Source organism: Kribbella sp. NPDC050241 (assembly GCF_044459685.1).
Taxonomy (GTDB): Bacteria; Actinomycetota; Actinomycetes; order Propionibacteriales; family Kribbellaceae; genus Kribbella.
Map to the genome: position 1 here is coordinate 865,440 of NZ_JBITJE010000002.1, position 15,276 is coordinate 880,715.

A 15,276-nucleotide genomic window follows, 5' to 3' on the forward strand; every position below is an offset into this window, starting at 1 on the left:
GGGCGGGGGTTCGCTTATCCTCGCCCGCCCCGCTCGTCCTGACAAGGTGTACGGCGTGTGAAGTGTCCGTACTGTTCACGTAGTGGACACTCCCACGCATCCTGCAAGTTCTTGCAGGATCTTGCTGCAAGATCAGCGGCAGGATCGGTACAGTGCCCCGCGTGAGTAGCAGAGCACGGCTGGCGGACATCGCGGCCAAGGCGGGGGTCAGTGAGGCGACGGTCTCGCGGGTACTGAACGGCAAACCGGGGGTCGCGGAGGACACCAAACAGTCGGTGCTGACCGCACTCGACGTCCTCGGGTTCGAGCGGCCGAGCCGGTTGCGGCGCCGGTCGGCCGGTCTGATCGGGCTGGTGATGCCGGAGTTGATCAACCCGATCTTCCCGGCGTTCGCCCAGGTGATCGAGTCGGCGCTGTCCCAGCGCGGCTTCACCCCGGTGCTGTGCACACAGTCCCCGTCCGGCGCGACGGAGGAGGAGTACGTCGAGATGCTGCTGGAGCGCGGCGTCTCCGGGATCATCTTCGTCTCCGGTCTGCACGCGGACACCGGCGCGGACCATGCGCGGTACCAGTCGCTGGTCGAGCGGCGGCTGCCGGTGGTGTTCGTGAATGGCTGGCTGCCCGGGGTGGAGGCGCCGTTCGTCTCGTCCGACGAGAACGCCGCGATGGAGCTGGCGGTCACCCATTTGGTTGCCCTCGGCCACCGTCGGATCGGGTTCGCGTCCGGGCCGGAGCGGTTCATCGTGGTGCAGCGCAAGCTGGCCGGCTACCGGACGGCGATGAAGGCCCAGCTCGGGCTGTCCGACGACGAGCTGGACCCGATGGTCGCGTTGAGCATGTTCGGTGTCGAGGGTGGCGCCGCGGCCGCTCAGCAGCTCGTGGACGCCGGCGTCAGCGCGGTCATCTGCGGCTCCGACATGATGGCCCTCGGCGTGATCCGGGCGGCCCGTCAGCGCGGCCTCTCGGTCCCTGGCGACATCTCGGTGGTCGGCTACGACGACGCCCCGATGATGGAGTTCACCGATCCTCCGATGACGACGATTCGCCAGCCGGTCCAGGCCATGGGCCTCGCGGCCGTCCAGTCCCTGCTGGAAGAGGTCCGCGGCCACGCCACGCCCCACACCGAGTTCCTCTTCCGCCCCGAGTTGGTGGTCCGCGGTACGACGGGACCCGCCCGCTGACGACGAGGCGGCCTGCCCGGGCATCGGGGCGGGCTGCCCGGGCAGACCGGAATGACTCCGGCCCGGCCGTCCCCTGCCGGACGGTCGAGCCGGAGAACCGGATCACTCGAGGTTGATCACTTGGCGACGTGACATCACTTGGCGACGTGACATCACTTGGCGATGTGGAAGGCGGCGCTGGGCAGGCTGGTCTTGCCGTTGGCCCACAGCGAGTTCACCCTCGACCGCTCGGTGGCGTCCGGGTAGGGGTTGGTGCAGGACGGGCCGGGGCCGCCGCCGGACATCAGTTCGGAGCACGGGCCGGTGTAGTGGTCCGGCAGGCCGAGCACGTGGCCGGTTTCGTGGGCGGTGATCCGGGTCGGGTCGTACTCCTGCGCCTGGGCGTAGTCGAGGAACACGTAGCCGCCGCCGTGCCCGTCGGTGGACGCGTACGAGCCGCGTGGGTCGTTGCCCTCGGTGTAGTAGAAGTCGTAGTTGCTGCCCTCGACCAGGTGGACGTTGCTGACCGAGGAGTTCCAGATCTGCGTGCTCGAGTTGATCTGCGACTGGAAGGTCGGCGCGTCGACGGCGTACGTGACGGTGACCGCGGCCACCTTCTGGCCGGACTTGGCCTGCTGGGCCATCTTGGCGCGGGCGGACTTCATCACCGCGTCGTAGAAGGCCTTGGTGGCGGCCTCGTCCTGCGGCGAACCGACGTACGCCGCCCGGGTCGCGGCGGTGGAGGCGGACGGGTTGGTGGCGGGAGCCGACGCAGTGGGGGACGCGGCGGCGAAGGCGGGGACGGCGAGCGCGGCGGCGGCGAGCCCCGCTAACGAACTCAAGACACGGCGATGCGACATGGGAGGGCCTCACTCCGAAGATCTGTGGCGGATAGCGACCAGCGGATTACTGTTCGCTACCCCCGGATGCTGCCAAGACTCCGGAAATTCCGCACTGGATCGCACCGAACTCGGGGGTTAACCCGCGACTCACCCAGCCGGTTCTATGTCATCCATAACGCCCTACCTATGACCTGACCCCTGCCTACGGTCAACCCGTGCGGGTCACTCGCCGGGGATGCCGACGTTGAGGATGCGGGCGCCGGGGCCGCGTTCGGCCAGCCGGTCGGCCTTGTTGTAGAGGTTGCAGCGCTGCAGGCTGAGGCAGCCGCAGCCGATGCAGCTGTCCAGGTCGTCGCGCAGCCGCTCGAGCTCGGAGATCCGCTCGTCGAGCCGGCCGCGCCACGCCTTGGACAATCGGCTCCAGTCCGAGCGGGTCGGGGTCCGGTCCTCGGGCAACGAGTCCAGTGCCCCCTTGATCTCGGACAGTGCCAGCCCGACCCGCTGGGCCGCCTGCACGAAGGCGATCCGCCGCAACGTGCTCCGCTGGTACTGCCGCTGGTTGCCGGCCGTCCGACGCGAGGTGATCAGGCCCTGGTCCTCGTAGAACCGCAATGCCGACGCCGCTACTCCGGACCGATGTGCGATCTCCCCGATGGAGAGCCAGTGCTCCTTGCTGGGGACGTTCTCCTGCGCCATACCGCCACCCTAGAACCGGGTTCCAAAAACTCAACCACACTTGAACTGAGGGTCCGTCTCCCGCCCTGGTCAAGGGGCGGGCCGAGGTCGGGTATACTTTTTGCTGTGTCGGTGCGCGCGTCGCGTCACCAGAGCATTTCCCAGGCGCTCCGACCCGTCGGTTTCAGCATCCCGCTGAAGGTTCCCGGCGACGAGGGTGCAACGCGATAGCACCCGCAGGTCGATGCCTATCTCCTGCCAGTTCGTCCAGACCGGCCAGTTTCTCCTGGCCGGCCTTTGCGCGCGGGTACCGGTCGGGTTTCGTCCGTGACGTTGAGAGAGAGATTGCGTGACCCAGCACCACCAGGACCAGCACGAGCCTGCCGCCGGCACCACCGCCGACGGCCGGATCAAGAAGCCGCGGCACAAGAAGTTCCAGACCCAGTCGTACGGCGAGCGGATGGCGGCCGAGGCCGCGACCGCTTCCCCGGCGGCCGGTGAGGTCCGGGACGACACCGCCCGCGGTGAACGCCGGGGCGGACCGACCCAGTACTCCGACCGCGGTGTGCGCAGCTACGACCGCGCCCCGGTGAAGGGCTACCGCGCCGAGCGCGCCAACCAGCCGCGCCGCGAGGACGACCGCCCGCAGTACCGCCGCGACGACCGCCCGACGTACAAGCGGGACGAGCGTCCGTCGTACCAGCAGCGGGACGAGCGTCCGTCGTACAAGCGTGACGAGCGCCCGTCGTATCAGCAGCGGGACGAGCGAGCGCGCAACGAGCGTCCGGCGTTCCAGCGGGACGAGCGGCCGCGTTTCGAGCGGGACGATCGCAGTGAGCGGCCGACGTACCGGCGGGACGACAAGCAGTACACCAAGCGGGACGAGGCGCCGGTGGACCTCGGAACTGTTGCTCCGGACAACCAGTTTGCCGAGCTCGGGCTCGCGCCGCGGCTGATCCAGCGGCTGGCGCGCGACGGCATCACCACGCCGTTCCCGATCCAGGCCGCGACCATCCCGGACGCGCTGGCCGGCAGGGACGTCCTCGGCCGCGGCCAGACCGGTTCCGGCAAGACCCTCGGCTTCGGTCTGCCGACGCTGACACGGCTGGCCGGTGGCCGGACCGAGTCGCGGCGCCCGCGCGGGATGATCCTGGTCCCGACGCGTGAGCTCGCGATGCAGGTGCACGACGCGCTCGAGCCGCTCGCGCACGTGATGAACGTGTCGCTGAAGCTGATCGCCGGCGGCCTGCCGTACCCGAAGCAGATCGACGCGCTGCGCCGTGGTGTCGACCTGCTGATCGCGACGCCGGGCCGGCTGATCGATCTGTGCGAGCAGGGTGCGGCCGACCTCGGTGCGGTGGAGATCGCCGTACTCGACGAGGCCGACCACATGTGCGACATGGGCTTCATGCCGGCGGTGACCACGCTGCTGGACATGACTCCGGCCGACGGGCAGCGGCTGCTGTTCTCGGCGACGCTGGACAACGACGTCGACAAGATCGTGAAGACCTACCTGAAGGACCCGGTGCAGCACTCGACCGAGTCCGGCCAGGCCACGGTCACCACGATGGAGCACCACCTGCTGGTGATCGAGCCGGGGCACAAGCAGTCGCTGACGGCCGAGCTGGCCAGCCGCGACGGCCGGACCATCGTGTTCGTCCGGACCAAGCTGGGTGCCGATCGCGTCGCGACGCAGCTGCGTGACCGCGGCGTGATGGCCGCGGCGCTGCACGGCGGTCTGACCCAGGGTGCCCGGAACCGGACGCTGGACCAGTTCAAGGACGGTTCGGTACCGGTGCTCGTGGCAACGGATGTCGCGGCCCGCGGCATCCACGTCGACGACGTCGGCCTGATCGTCCAGGCGGATCCGGCGGCGGACCACAAGGACTACCTGCACCGGGCCGGCCGGACGGCACGCGCCGGCGGCAAGGGCGCGGTCGTCACCCTGGTGCTGCCGCACCAGCGGCGCGGCATGGTCCGGTTGGCCGAGTCCGCCGGTGTCGACGCCGAGCCGGTGCGCGCGCGTCCGGGCGACCAGTTGGTCACCGAGCTGACCGGCGGCAACAAGCCGTCCGGGTACCCGGTGAAGCTGCCCGCCCCGAAGCCGCAGCGGTTCGGCAAGGGCGGCGGCAAGGGTGGCAAGCGGTTCGGCAGCAGCCGGCCGGGTCGTGGCCACGACAGCCGCGGCGGCAGCGGACCGCGTCGCAGCAACGGACCCCGTCGTACCGACGGCAAGTCGTACCAGCACTGATCGACGCGAGGCCCTGATTCCCTGACCCCAGGGGATCAGGGCCTTTGCTATGTCAGGATCGCCCAGAGCCGGGCCACTACGGCGGCGATCTCGGTGTCGTCCAGCGGGACGAGCTCGAGCATCAGCTCATTGGTGTCGACGCGATCGGTCATCACGTAGATCGACGGTGACCCGGCCTCGAGTTCGGTCGCCAGGCGCTTGGCGTCCGGGACCTTGAGCAGGGCTCGCGACACCTGCAGGCCGGTCGGATCCGGCACGACCTCGGCCACCACTCCGGGAATCTTGCCGGCGGCATCGGCGAACGCGACCACCTTCGCCAGCTCGTCCGCCTCCCACTTCATCCGGTCGAACGCCTGCCACTCCTCGAGTGCGGCCAGGACACCGATGACGGCCTCCTTGGTCGGCTTCATCCCCCGGCCGATGCCTCGCTCCTGGGCGCGTACGGCCTGGACGAGCGACCAGGTCCCGGCGACCAGCCCGGCCGTGGGCGAGCCGAGGTACTTCTGCCCGCTCACCAGGACCAGGTCCGCACCGGTGGACAACAGATCCGCGATCCGCGGGAACTGCGCGGCGCCGTCGATGATCGCGGGTACGCCGCGACGATGCGCGGCACGTACCGCGGCGACCAGATCGATCGGCTCGCCTTCGGTCAGCCGGGACGAGACGAGGAACAGGCAGGCGACGTCCGGTCCGTCGAGCTCCTCCTCCAGATCCCCAATGGCACAACGGGTTTCGTCCCCGGCGAGGTCCACGTGCGCACCGGCCAGCCGGATGCCCTGCAGGTTGGTGTGACCGTAGTTGACGACGTGACAGGCGGGCAGCACGACGCGGTGGTGCAGATCCGTTGTGTCAGGCAACGCTGCGATCCGGCGCGGGTCGCCGCCGGTCATCGTGGCCGCGACCGAAAGCGTGATGCCGGCCGCGGTGCAGTGCACGACGGCACCGGCCTGCGCACCGGTGAACTGCGCGATGGCCTCGCTGGCCCGATCGCCGAGCTCGTCCATCACGAAGAATTCAGGAAGTGCCTGTGCGACGGCCGCCGCCACCCCATCGGAACTGCGCGACACCCCCAGCGGGGTGTACGTCCCCTTGGCGTTGATCACCACACTCAACCGATACCGGTCATGGATGCTCATGGTGCGGCTGAGCCTAGTGGTCACGCACAGCAATTGGCGAGACCCCGAGCGCAAGATCTTGACCCGAAACCTACTGGTGAGTCATTCTCAGTTTTACTGAGCAGAGGAGGCTTCTTGTGCCCCGCCCCGCACGCCGAACCCACCTTCGTACGATCACCGCCGCAGCCGCCGTCACCGCCGTGCTGGCTGCCCTGCCGTCGCCGGGTCAGGCCAAGCCCGAAGCAGCGGCCGCCACACCTACCGACTATTGCGTCGGGCAATGTCGCGACATCCTTCCACCCGGTCAGAACGGCAACGCCACCTTCACGGATCTCCTTCTTTTCAAGGGACTCGGCGTCCGTCCGCCACACTTCAGCGACTCGCTGAAGCCGTACCAGAACCTGGTCTGGAACTCGCAAGGCATGACCGACGACGGCCTTGCGCCGTACTACGACGACGCCTCGTTCGGCGTGCAGCCGAACGACGTGGCGAGCACGATCCACCCGCGTTCGGACGTCACGATCGTGCGGGACAAGTCCCGCGGCATCCCGCACATCACCGGCACCACCCGCCAGGGCGTGATGTTCGGCTCCGGGTACGCCGGCGCGCAGGATCGGCTGTTCGTGATGGACGTGTTCCGGCATCTCGGCCGCGGTCAGCTCACCCCGTTCGCGGGTGGCGCGGCGGCGAATCGCGCGTTCGAGCAGGAGTTCTGGCGGACCGCGCCGTACACGGAAGCGGATCTGCAGCGGCAGTACGACGACGCCGACGAACTGTACGGCGCCGACGGCGTGAAGATGCAGCAGGACATCCAGGCCTGGGTCGACGGGGTGAACAACTACATCAACACCGTCGGAATCGCCTACCCCGGTGAGTATGTCGCGCTCGGCCTCGACTGGCCGATCCAGCCGTGGAAGGTGACCGACGTGGTCGCCACCGCGGCCGTCGTGGCGGGCATCTTCGGCACCGGCGGCGGCCAGGAGGTCAACTCCGCGTTGGCTTTGCTCGAGGCCCAGGCGAAGTACGGCGTTGCCGAAGGCACCAAGGTCTGGGAGTCGTTCCGCTCGCAGAACGACCCGGAAGCCAGTACGACGGTGCACAACGGGACGACCTTCCCGTACGGCGAGACGGGTCCGAACCCGGCCGGTCGCGCCCTGCCGGACCGCGGCTCGGTCACGCCCGAGCCCGAGGTGATCAACCAGACCGTCGCTTCGGGGAAGGCGGCGAAACCGGCACCCGCGGGTTCGGAGGCACTGCGCGGAATCTTCGACGGTGGCCTGTTCCCCGAAGGCTTTGGCAAGAAGGGAATGTCGAACGCTCTGCTCGTCTCCGGAGCGCACACCGAGAGCGGGAATCCGGTCGCGGTCTACGGTCCACAGACCGGGTACTTCGCTCCGCAACTGCTCATGCGTCAGGAGCTGCAGGGACCGGGGGTCAGCTCACGCGGCATCGCGTTCGCCGGCTTGAACTTCTACACGCTGATCGGTCGCGGCCCCGACTACTCGTGGAGCGCTACCTCCGCGGGACAGGACATCACCGACACGTTCGCCGTACCGCTGTGTGACCCGGGTGGCGGGACGCCGACGAAGGAGTCGCAGTACTACGAGTTCCGCGGTCAGTGCCAACCGATCGAACGGCTCGAGCGGCACAACGAGTGGTACTCCAGCCTCGGCTCGTCCGAACCGGCCGGGTCGTACACGCTGGTTGCCCTGCGCACCAAGTTCGGGATCGTCACGCACCGCGGCACGGTCGGCGGACGGCCGGTCGTGTTCACCAAGAACCGGTCGACGTACGGCAACGAGGCCGGCTCCGCGCTCGGGTTCATGCAGCTGAACGACCCGGATCGGATCCATTCGGCGGCCGACTTCCAGAGTGCCGCGAGCAACATCGGCTACACGTTCAACTGGTTCTACACCGACAAGTTGTCGATCGCGTACTTCAACTCCGGTGACAACCCGGTCCGCGCGGCCGGCGGCGACCCGAACCTGCCGACGTGGAGCTCGTACGAGTGGCGGGGCTGGAATCCGGCCACCAACCGGGCGACCTACACCCCGGCCGCGCAGCACCCGCAGGTGGTCAACCAGGACTACCTGACCAGCTGGAACAACAAGCAGGCGCCCGGGTTCTCCGCGTCGGACGGGCAGTTCGGGTACAACTCCGTCTATCGGAGCCAGCCGCTCGACGACCGGATCAAGGCCGTCATCGACAACGGGCAGAAGTTCACCCGCGGCAAGCTGGTCGAGGCGATGGAGGACGCGGCCACCGTCGACCTCCGCGGCGACCAGGTGCTGCCGTACCTGATCCGGGTCCTGAAGAGCGCGCCGATCACGGATCCGGCGGTCGCCGAAGCGGTCGCCAAGCTCACGGCGTGGGAGGCGGCCGGCAGTCACCGCAAGACGCCCAATGCCTCGTCGAAGACCTACGACCACGCCGACGCGATCCGGATCCTGGACGCGTGGTGGCCGCTGCTGGTCCCGGCGGAGTTCAAGGACCTCGGCCCCGACCTGTACGACGCTCTGGTCGCGAACCTGAAGATCGACGAGCGACCGAGTGCGCAGGGATCCGCGTTCCAGAGCGGATGGTGGGGCTTCGTGCAGCGCGACCTGCGCAAGGTGCTCGGCGATCCGGTGCAGACGCCGCAACCGGTCACGTTCTGCGGTGGCGGATCGCTCGCTGCCTGCCGCCAGGTGTTGGCGGACTCTTTGCTGGCAGCAACGAAGGTCCCGGCCGCCACGACCTATCCGGCCACTGCGGACTGCTCAGCGGGTGACCAGTTCTGTGCCGATCAGATCGCGCACAACCCGATGGGCGGCATCACCCAGGACCGCATTGCCTGGGTGAACAGGCCGACGTACCAGCAGGTGGTCGAGTTCCCGGCGCGGCGGGGTGACGACGTCAGCAACCTGGCGTTGGGGAAGACGGCATCCGCCAGCAGTCACGAGTCCGGGTTGTTCAACTCGCCGCCGGCGCAGGCGGTCGACGGGAAGCTGACCACGCGCTGGGCGAGCAACTGGTCCGATCCGCAGTGGCTGAAGGTTGACCTCGGCAACGAGCAGCAGGTCGGCCGGGTGGTGCTGCGGTGGGAGGCGGCGTACGGGAAGGCGTACCGGATCGAGGTGTCGCGGGACGGGACGACCTGGCAGCAGGTATATGCGACGACGACCGGTGACCGCGGGGAGGACGTGGTTCGGTTCGGGGCGGTTCCTGCTCGGTATGTGCGAGTGACCGGGACACAGCGCGGGACGTCGTACGGGTACTCGCTTTACGAGCTTCAGGTCTTCAGGCAATGACGACTCCGGGCCTGTCAGGATGAGGGCATGAACCAGAACTTTCCTCCGAACCAGCCCTACCCGCCGCAGCAGGGCTACCAGCAGGGTCCGCCGCCCGGGTACGCCCCGCCGCAGCAGCAGGGATATCAGCAGGGTCCGCCGCCGCAGGGCTACGGGCAGCAGCCCGGGTACGGACAGGCTCCTGGCAACTACCAGCCGGCTCAGCAGAACGCGCCGCACGTCGCGCCGCAGGGATCGCCGTACCCGGTGCTCGTCTCGACCATGAACGACCTGCCCGGATACACCGCGGACAAGGTGTTCGGCGAGGTCTTCGGGCTGACCGTGCGCAGCCGCGACTTCGGGTCGAACTTCGCCGCCGGCTTCCGGTCGCTCGGTGGTGGCGAGGTACCGGAGTACACCCAGATGCTGGCCGAGTCGCGGCATGTCGCGGTCATGCGGATGTGCCAGATGGCGCAACAGATGGGCGCCAACGCGATCCTCGCGATGCGGTTCGACTGCAACGAGATCGCGAACACGATGAGCGAGGTCGCTGCCTACGGTACGGCGGTCATCGTGCGCCAGGACGAGCCGCCGCTGCCGCAGGACACCACACCCGATGAGGATGATGCGAGTGACAGCTGACCTGTCTTTCGGACCCGGCTTCCGCTGGGGGGTCTCGACATCGGCGTACCAGATCGAGGGAGCCGTGGCCGAGGGCGGCCGCGGCCCCTCCACCTGGGACACCTTCTGTGCGGAGCCGGGCCGGATCCTGAACGGCGACACCGGCGCGGTCGCCTGCGACCACTACCACCGGTACGCCGAGGACGTCGCGCTGATGCGGGAACTCGGGGTGGACACCTATCGGTTCTCGTTCTCCTGGTCGCGAATCCAGCCGTCGGGGACCGGGCCGGCCATGGCCAGCGGGATGGACTTCTACGACCGGCTGATCGACACGCTCCTGGGGGCGGGGATCCAGCCGGCGCCGACGCTCTTCCACTGGGACACGCCGCAGCCGCTCGAGGATGCGGGTGGGTGGCTGTCTCGCGACATCTGTGATCGCTTCGCGGAGTACGCGTTGCTGCTGGCCGAGCGGTTCGCGGATCGGGTGCCGATGTGGATCACCATCAACGAGCCGATGGTGCTCACGTTGATGGGCTACTCCCTCGGTGCGCACGCGCCCGGGAAGCAACTGCTCTTCGATGCACTCCCGGTCGCGCATCACCAGTTGCTCGCGCATGGTCGCGCCGTACAGGCGTTGCGGGCGGGCGGCGCGTCGTACATCGGGATCGCCAGCAACCACGCTCCGACCTGGCCGGCCGGCGACAGCGTCGAGGACAAGGAGGCGGCCGGTCTCTACGACAATCTGATCAACTGGCTCTTCGCCGATCCAGTGCTGCTCGGTGCCTATCCGGCAGGGTTCGAGGCGGCGATGCCCGGGCCGGTTGCCGATGACTTGGCGGTCATCTCGACGCCGTTGGACTGGTTCGGGATCAATCACTATTCGCCGGTGTCTGTTGGCGCCGCGACGGGGCAGGCGGACACGGCGGCGACCGACGGGATCCTGCTGCCGCCTGGACTGCCGTTCGAGCCACGGCAGCTGACCGGGTACCCGACCACGGACTTCGGGTGGCCGGTGGTTCCGGCGGCGTTCGGCGAGATCCTGCGGACCTTCAAGGACCGGTACGGCGATCGGCTGCCGCCCCTCTACATCACCGAGAACGGGTGCGCGATCAACGACGAACCGGTCGACGGGGTGGTGAGCGATCAGCGGCGGATCGACTACCTCGACGGGTATCTGCGGGCGTTGAAGGAGGCGATCGACGACGGGATCGACGTCCGCGGGTACTTCCAGTGGTCCTTGCTGGACAACTTCGAGTGGGCTGCCGGGTATTCGCAGCGGTTCGGGTTGGTGCACGTCGACTTCGAGACGCTGGAGCGGACGCCCAAGGCGTCGTACCACTGGTTCCGTGACGTGATCGGCCGCGGATGATTCCCGAGCCCGGGGTCGTGCCTGCCGCGCTGGCGGAGCCGACCGTCCGGGTCCGGGCCGGGTGGACGTCGGCCGTCGTACTGGCGAACGTGGGAGTGTTCGCCGCGTGGCTCGGGCCGATCCAGGTGCTGCTGGCGCAGCAGTCCGAGGCGGTTGCTCCAGGCAACAAGGAGTTCGTGTTCGGGTTGGTGACCGGCGTCGGGGCCGCGGTGTCGGTGGTGGCCAATCCGGCGTTCGGGGCGATCTCCGACCGGACGATGTCGCGGCACGGGCGGCGGGTCCCGTGGGTGCTGACCGGGGCTGTCGGTGGGGTTGCCGGGTTGCTGATCTTGGCGGACTCGCGGGCTGTTGGGTTGATGCTGCTCGGGTGGTGCCTGGTGCAGCTGTTCGGGAATGCGTTGCTTGCTGCCATCACTGCGACCGTGCCGGATCGGGTCCCGGTCGCGCAGCGTGGGGTCGTTGGTGGGTGGGTCGCGATCTCACAGGTGCTCGGGGCGCTGGTCGGTACTGCGCTGGCGGCCGCGTTCGGTGGGTTCGCGCTGGGGTATGTGGCTTGTGCCGTCTTTCTGTTTCTGTCGGTAGTGCCTTATCTGTTGCGCAGTGGCGATGTGCGGTTGCTGCAGCGTTCGCCGCTGGTGGTGGGGGAGTTCCTGCGGGGGTTCTGGATCAGCCCTCGTCGGTATCCGGATTTCGGCTGGGCCTGGTTGACGCGGTTCCTGTTCAACGTCGGGAACGCGCTGGGCACGTTGTATCTCTTCTACTACCTGCAGGACGAGGTGGGGATCTCGAACGCGGACACCGGCGTACTCATCCTGACCGCGATCTACAGCGTCTGCGTTCTCACCACGGCGATCAGCTTCGGACGCTGGTCCGACCGGACTGCCCGCCGCAAGATCTTCGTGACGTGGTCCGGTGTGGTGATGGCGGTGGCGGGCGTCATCCTCGCCGTCTGGCCGACCTGGCCCGGCGCGATCCTCGGTGCTGTGATCCTGGGTGCCGGCTTCGGCGTCTACCTCTCGGTCGACTTCGCGCTGCTCACTGAAGTACTCCCCAACGCCCGCGACCGCGCCAAGGACCTAGGCGTCATCAACATCGCCAACTCCCTCCCCCAGGTCCTCGCCCCGGCCATCGCCGCCCCCATCGTCAAACACCTGGGCGGCTACCCGGTCCTCTACCTCATGGCCTCCTTCGTCACCGTCCTGGCCGGCGTACTGGTCACCAAGGTGAAGTCCGTCAGCTGACCGCTGGCGGGTTGTTTCGCGGATGGCGCCTATCAACCCGCCAGCGGTGACACAAGCCGCCATCCACCCTCAACTGCTGAGGGCTTGGGTGAGCGGTACGGCGGCGGGGGAGTTCGCGGTCACCTGGATGTGCTGCAGGTCGAGCCAGTGGGCCAGGAGGCGGAGCTCGTCTGCCAGGGCCTCGGTGAAGTCTGGGGCGTTGGGTTCTGGGGTGAGGGTGGGGACTAGGAGGGTGGAGGTGGGGCGGTCGGATTTCAGGTCTACTCGGGCTACGAGGCGGTCGCCTAGGAGGAAGGGGAGGACGTAGTAGCCGTGGGTGCGTTGGGTGGCGGGGGTGTAGATGCTGATGCGGTAGAAGAAGTCGAACAGGTGGTGGGTGCGGTCGCGGTTCCAGATCAGGGGGTCGAAGGGGGAGAGGAGGGCGCGGGCGTCGACGGGGCGGTCGGTGGACTCGTGCCAGCGGTAGCTCTGTTGAGTGATTCCTTCGACCTGGACGGGGATCAGTTCGCCGGAGTCGACGAGATCGCCGATGACCTCGCGGGCGGTTGCTGTGGGCAATGGGTAGTGGCCGATGCCGGCGCCGCAGAGGTCGCGGGTGGTGGCGATGCCCAGGCCGCGGGCGGCGACCCGGACCAGTTCCCGGCGGGCTTCGGCGGGGTCCAGCGCGGGCCGCGCGAGGACGTCGGCGGGCAAGACGCGTTCGGTCAGGTCGTAGAGGCGCTCGAAGTTCCGCCGCCCGGCGATCGCCACGCGGCCGGTGCAGAACAGGTACTCGATGGCGATCTTCGCGTCCTGCCAGTTCCACATCCGGCCGGTGCTCGGATCGGGGTCCGGCTCGGACCGCTTCCGGCGTACGCCGTCCGGGCTCGCCTCGCCGGCGGAGATCGGGCCTTGGTCGGTCACCCGTGCGAGTACTTCGTCGACGAACCCGGGCCGCTCGGCGGTCAACCGCTGCATCCCGACGACCACGGACCACGGCGCGGTCACGTCCGGGTCGAGCTCGGCGTCCCAGACCTGGCGCTCCGCCGCCCTCATCCGGTACTTCAGCAACGGGTAGTCGCTCAACGGGAGTAGCGCCGCCTTGTGTCCCCAGAAGTACTCGAACAGCTCCCGCGGCTCACCCCAGCTCATCCGATCGAGCGTCGTACGCGAGTAGTCCCCGGCGCGTGCGAACACCGGCAGATAATGCGACCGGCACAACACATTCACCGAGTCGACCTGCAGCACCCCGGCCAGCCCAACAGCCTTCCGCACCTGCCGTACGTCGCCCCGCCCAGAAGACCGTCGCCCCCCAAACCCCTGCGCCCCCAACGCAATCCGCCGCGCAGCATCAACCGCCACCGCATCCCCAACAACCCGCCGACCCATACCCCGAACTTATCCGGCGGCGTGCAGATGGACAGGAGGTACCGGGCGGTTGGTAGTGCACCTGAGCGGCGCCTGTGGCGTGTGTACGGCGTCTCGCAGGTGCACTACCTGTCCATCTGCACATTCCCCGTCTGTCGCCTACTCGCGGGATCTTCCTCCCATCGTGGAGTAGGTGGTGCTGAGGGTGTGGAAGACGGCTTTGCGAGACCAGGTGTGGTCGGGATTCAGGCGGATGACGCCGTACGACGCCATGTCCAGGTCCTACACTTCCGAGTAACCACGGCAGGTCAGGACCGGCATCGGTCAGGTGCGCGGTGCGCTCGAAGAGATCGTCACCGGGCAGGAAGCCAGGCGAGAAGCAGCTCGCCGCCGACGATGAGGACCACCTCGGCCCCGGACTGGCGGATCTTCTCGGCCCGCTCCGCGCACTCGGCGAACAGCGGCAGCATCTGCTCGGTGGTCAGATCGCAAGGGAACGGCGACAGCCACACCTCGAGCCCAACCGCGGCCGCATGCTCGGCCGCTATCGCCATCCGATCCGGATCGCTGCCGGAGATCCGTACGGCGGTGCAGTGCAACTCATCCGCGATGACCTCCAGCTCACGCCGTACCGTCACCGAGTCGAACGTCCGCCGGGTGCATCCACCGGCCAACTGGGCGCCGGTGTCGTAGTTGATCCCCTTACCGCGCATTCGCCTGCTCCATCGCTCGTTGCCGACGGCTCCGGTACCACAGCGCCAAGCCGACCAGGACCGCTAGGGCCGCGACATGCAGCACCGGCGACAGGTTCGCCATCAAGTCGACCGGCAGCGAGTAGATGAGCACCAACCGGACGATCGCGTCGGCCAGCAGTACACCGCCGAACACCGCGGTCAGCTTCATGAAGTGCCCGCGGAACGCCGGCTCGGTCCGCCACCGCTCGTCCCACTGCGCGAGCACTTCCGGCTTGCCGGTGTTGAACTTCCGCCCCAGCGTGTAGACCAACGGCTTGCCGAGCAGGCACGAACCGACCAGGAGCAGACCGGCCGCACCGGACAGGACCGACTCCTTCGCCAGCAGGATCCGCGGATCCCCGGTCAGCAGCGACACGATCACCAGCACCGCGAACGTGCCACCCACCAGGGCTGCGAGCCCGTCGAGCCGTCGCCGTACGACGGCCACGAAGCCGACGCGGATCACGGCCGCCACTCCACCGGCCACCAAGGCCGGGAGAACGTCGTACCCCAGCGCGCGGGCTCCGTAGAAGACCGCGGCCGGCAGGCCGAGGTCCCACAGCAACCCGATCAGGACTGCCTTCTTCTGCATCGTCATCTCCATCCCGAGTAAGATACTGCCAGTAGCTTAAGGTGGAAGAAATGAGCGCGA

The 15,276-nt window shown here is 68.3% G+C and carries 12 protein-coding genes; 6 read left to right on the top strand and 6 right to left on the bottom strand.

What is annotated here, in order from left to right:
* Positions 1-161: 161 nt before the first annotated feature.
* Positions 162-1,181, top strand: a complete 1,020-nt coding sequence (locus tag ACIBG5_RS12020) for a LacI family DNA-binding transcriptional regulator (RefSeq protein WP_396391552.1) — start codon at positions 162-164, stop codon at positions 1,179-1,181.
* Between the two features lie 152 nt (positions 1,182-1,333).
* Here the strand turns inward: ACIBG5_RS12020 and snpA are convergent, their stop codons facing one another.
* Positions 1,334-2,002 (bottom strand): snapalysin, encoded by a 669-nt coding sequence (gene snpA / locus ACIBG5_RS12025; RefSeq protein ID WP_396391553.1) that lies wholly within the window; start codon positions 2,000-2,002, stop codon positions 1,334-1,336.
* Between the two features lie 222 nt (positions 2,003-2,224).
* Positions 2,225-2,698, bottom strand: a complete 474-nt coding sequence (soxR, locus tag ACIBG5_RS12030) for a redox-sensitive transcriptional activator SoxR (RefSeq protein WP_396391554.1) — start codon at positions 2,696-2,698, stop codon at positions 2,225-2,227.
* Between the two features lie 328 nt (positions 2,699-3,026).
* Between soxR and ACIBG5_RS12035 the strand changes: the two genes are divergently transcribed.
* The gene (locus tag ACIBG5_RS12035) at positions 3,027-4,928 is read left to right on the top strand and encodes a DEAD/DEAH box helicase (protein ID WP_396391555.1); all 1,902 of its coding nucleotides are present in this window, start codon (positions 3,027-3,029) and stop codon (positions 4,926-4,928) included.
* Positions 4,929-4,975: 47 nt separating this feature from the next.
* Here ACIBG5_RS12035 and ACIBG5_RS12040 read toward each other — a convergent pair whose 3' ends face one another.
* Positions 4,976-6,064: an aminotransferase class V-fold PLP-dependent enzyme gene (locus ACIBG5_RS12040; protein ID WP_396391556.1), complete on the bottom strand. Its 1,089-nt coding sequence runs from the start codon at positions 6,062-6,064 to the stop codon at positions 4,976-4,978.
* Between the two features lie 116 nt (positions 6,065-6,180).
* Here ACIBG5_RS12040 and ACIBG5_RS12045 point away from each other — a divergent pair, with 116 nt between their 5' ends.
* The 4 genes from ACIBG5_RS12045 to ACIBG5_RS12060 are packed head-to-tail and all read left to right on the top strand — an operon-like array spanning position 6,181 to position 12,543.
* Positions 6,181-9,333: a penicillin acylase family protein gene (locus ACIBG5_RS12045; RefSeq protein WP_396391557.1), complete on the top strand. Its 3,153-nt coding sequence runs from the start codon at positions 6,181-6,183 to the stop codon at positions 9,331-9,333.
* 27 nt (positions 9,334-9,360) lie between these two features.
* Positions 9,361-9,954: a YbjQ family protein gene (locus ACIBG5_RS12050; protein WP_396391558.1), complete on the top strand. Its 594-nt coding sequence runs from the start codon at positions 9,361-9,363 to the stop codon at positions 9,952-9,954.
* Positions 9,938-11,302 (top strand): GH1 family beta-glucosidase, encoded by a 1,365-nt coding sequence (locus tag ACIBG5_RS12055; protein WP_396391559.1) that lies wholly within the window; start codon positions 9,938-9,940, stop codon positions 11,300-11,302. Before ACIBG5_RS12050 ends, ACIBG5_RS12055 begins: the two co-directional genes overlap by 17 nt.
* On the top strand, positions 11,299-12,543 hold the full coding sequence (locus ACIBG5_RS12060) for an MFS transporter (RefSeq protein WP_396391560.1): 1,245 nt from the start codon (positions 11,299-11,301) through the stop codon (positions 12,541-12,543). Before ACIBG5_RS12055 ends, ACIBG5_RS12060 begins: the two co-directional genes overlap by 4 nt.
* Before the next feature lie 69 nt (positions 12,544-12,612).
* Here the strand turns inward: ACIBG5_RS12060 and ACIBG5_RS12065 are convergent, their stop codons facing one another.
* The 3 genes from ACIBG5_RS12065 to ACIBG5_RS12075 form a co-directional block, all read right to left on the bottom strand.
* Positions 12,613-13,797 carry a winged helix-turn-helix domain-containing protein gene (locus tag ACIBG5_RS12065; protein WP_396391561.1) on the bottom strand — a complete coding sequence of 395 codons (1,185 nt, stop codon included), beginning with the start codon at positions 13,795-13,797 and terminating at the stop codon, positions 12,613-12,615.
* A gap of 446 nt (positions 13,798-14,243) precedes the next feature.
* Complete coding sequence (locus ACIBG5_RS12070; RefSeq protein ID WP_396391563.1) at positions 14,244-14,603, bottom strand: hypothetical protein; 360 nt, start codon at positions 14,601-14,603, stop codon at positions 14,244-14,246.
* Positions 14,593-15,228: a VC0807 family protein gene (locus tag ACIBG5_RS12075; RefSeq protein ID WP_396391564.1), complete on the bottom strand. Its 636-nt coding sequence runs from the start codon at positions 15,226-15,228 to the stop codon at positions 14,593-14,595. Before ACIBG5_RS12075 ends, ACIBG5_RS12070 begins: the two co-directional genes overlap by 11 nt.
* Between the last annotated feature and the right edge of the window lie 48 nt (positions 15,229-15,276).

Coding starts and splice junctions, on each gene's coding strand:
- ACIBG5_RS12075 (WP_396391564.1), bottom strand. CDS start 15,228: ATGGAGATGACGATGCAGAAGAAGGCAGTCCTGATCGGGTTGCTGTGG.
- ACIBG5_RS12070 (WP_396391563.1), bottom strand. CDS start 14,603: ATGCGCGGTAAGGGGATCAACTACGACACCGGCGCCCAGTTGGCCGGT.
- ACIBG5_RS12050 (WP_396391558.1), top strand. CDS start 9,361: ATGAACCAGAACTTTCCTCCGAACCAGCCCTACCCGCCGCAGCAGGGC.
- soxR (WP_396391554.1), bottom strand. CDS start 2,698: ATGGCGCAGGAGAACGTCCCCAGCAAGGAGCACTGGCTCTCCATCGGG.
- ACIBG5_RS12060 (WP_396391560.1), top strand. CDS start 11,299: ATGATTCCCGAGCCCGGGGTCGTGCCTGCCGCGCTGGCGGAGCCGACC.
- ACIBG5_RS12055 (WP_396391559.1), top strand. CDS start 9,938: ATGCGAGTGACAGCTGACCTGTCTTTCGGACCCGGCTTCCGCTGGGGG.
- ACIBG5_RS12040 (WP_396391556.1), bottom strand. CDS start 6,064: ATGAGCATCCATGACCGGTATCGGTTGAGTGTGGTGATCAACGCCAAG.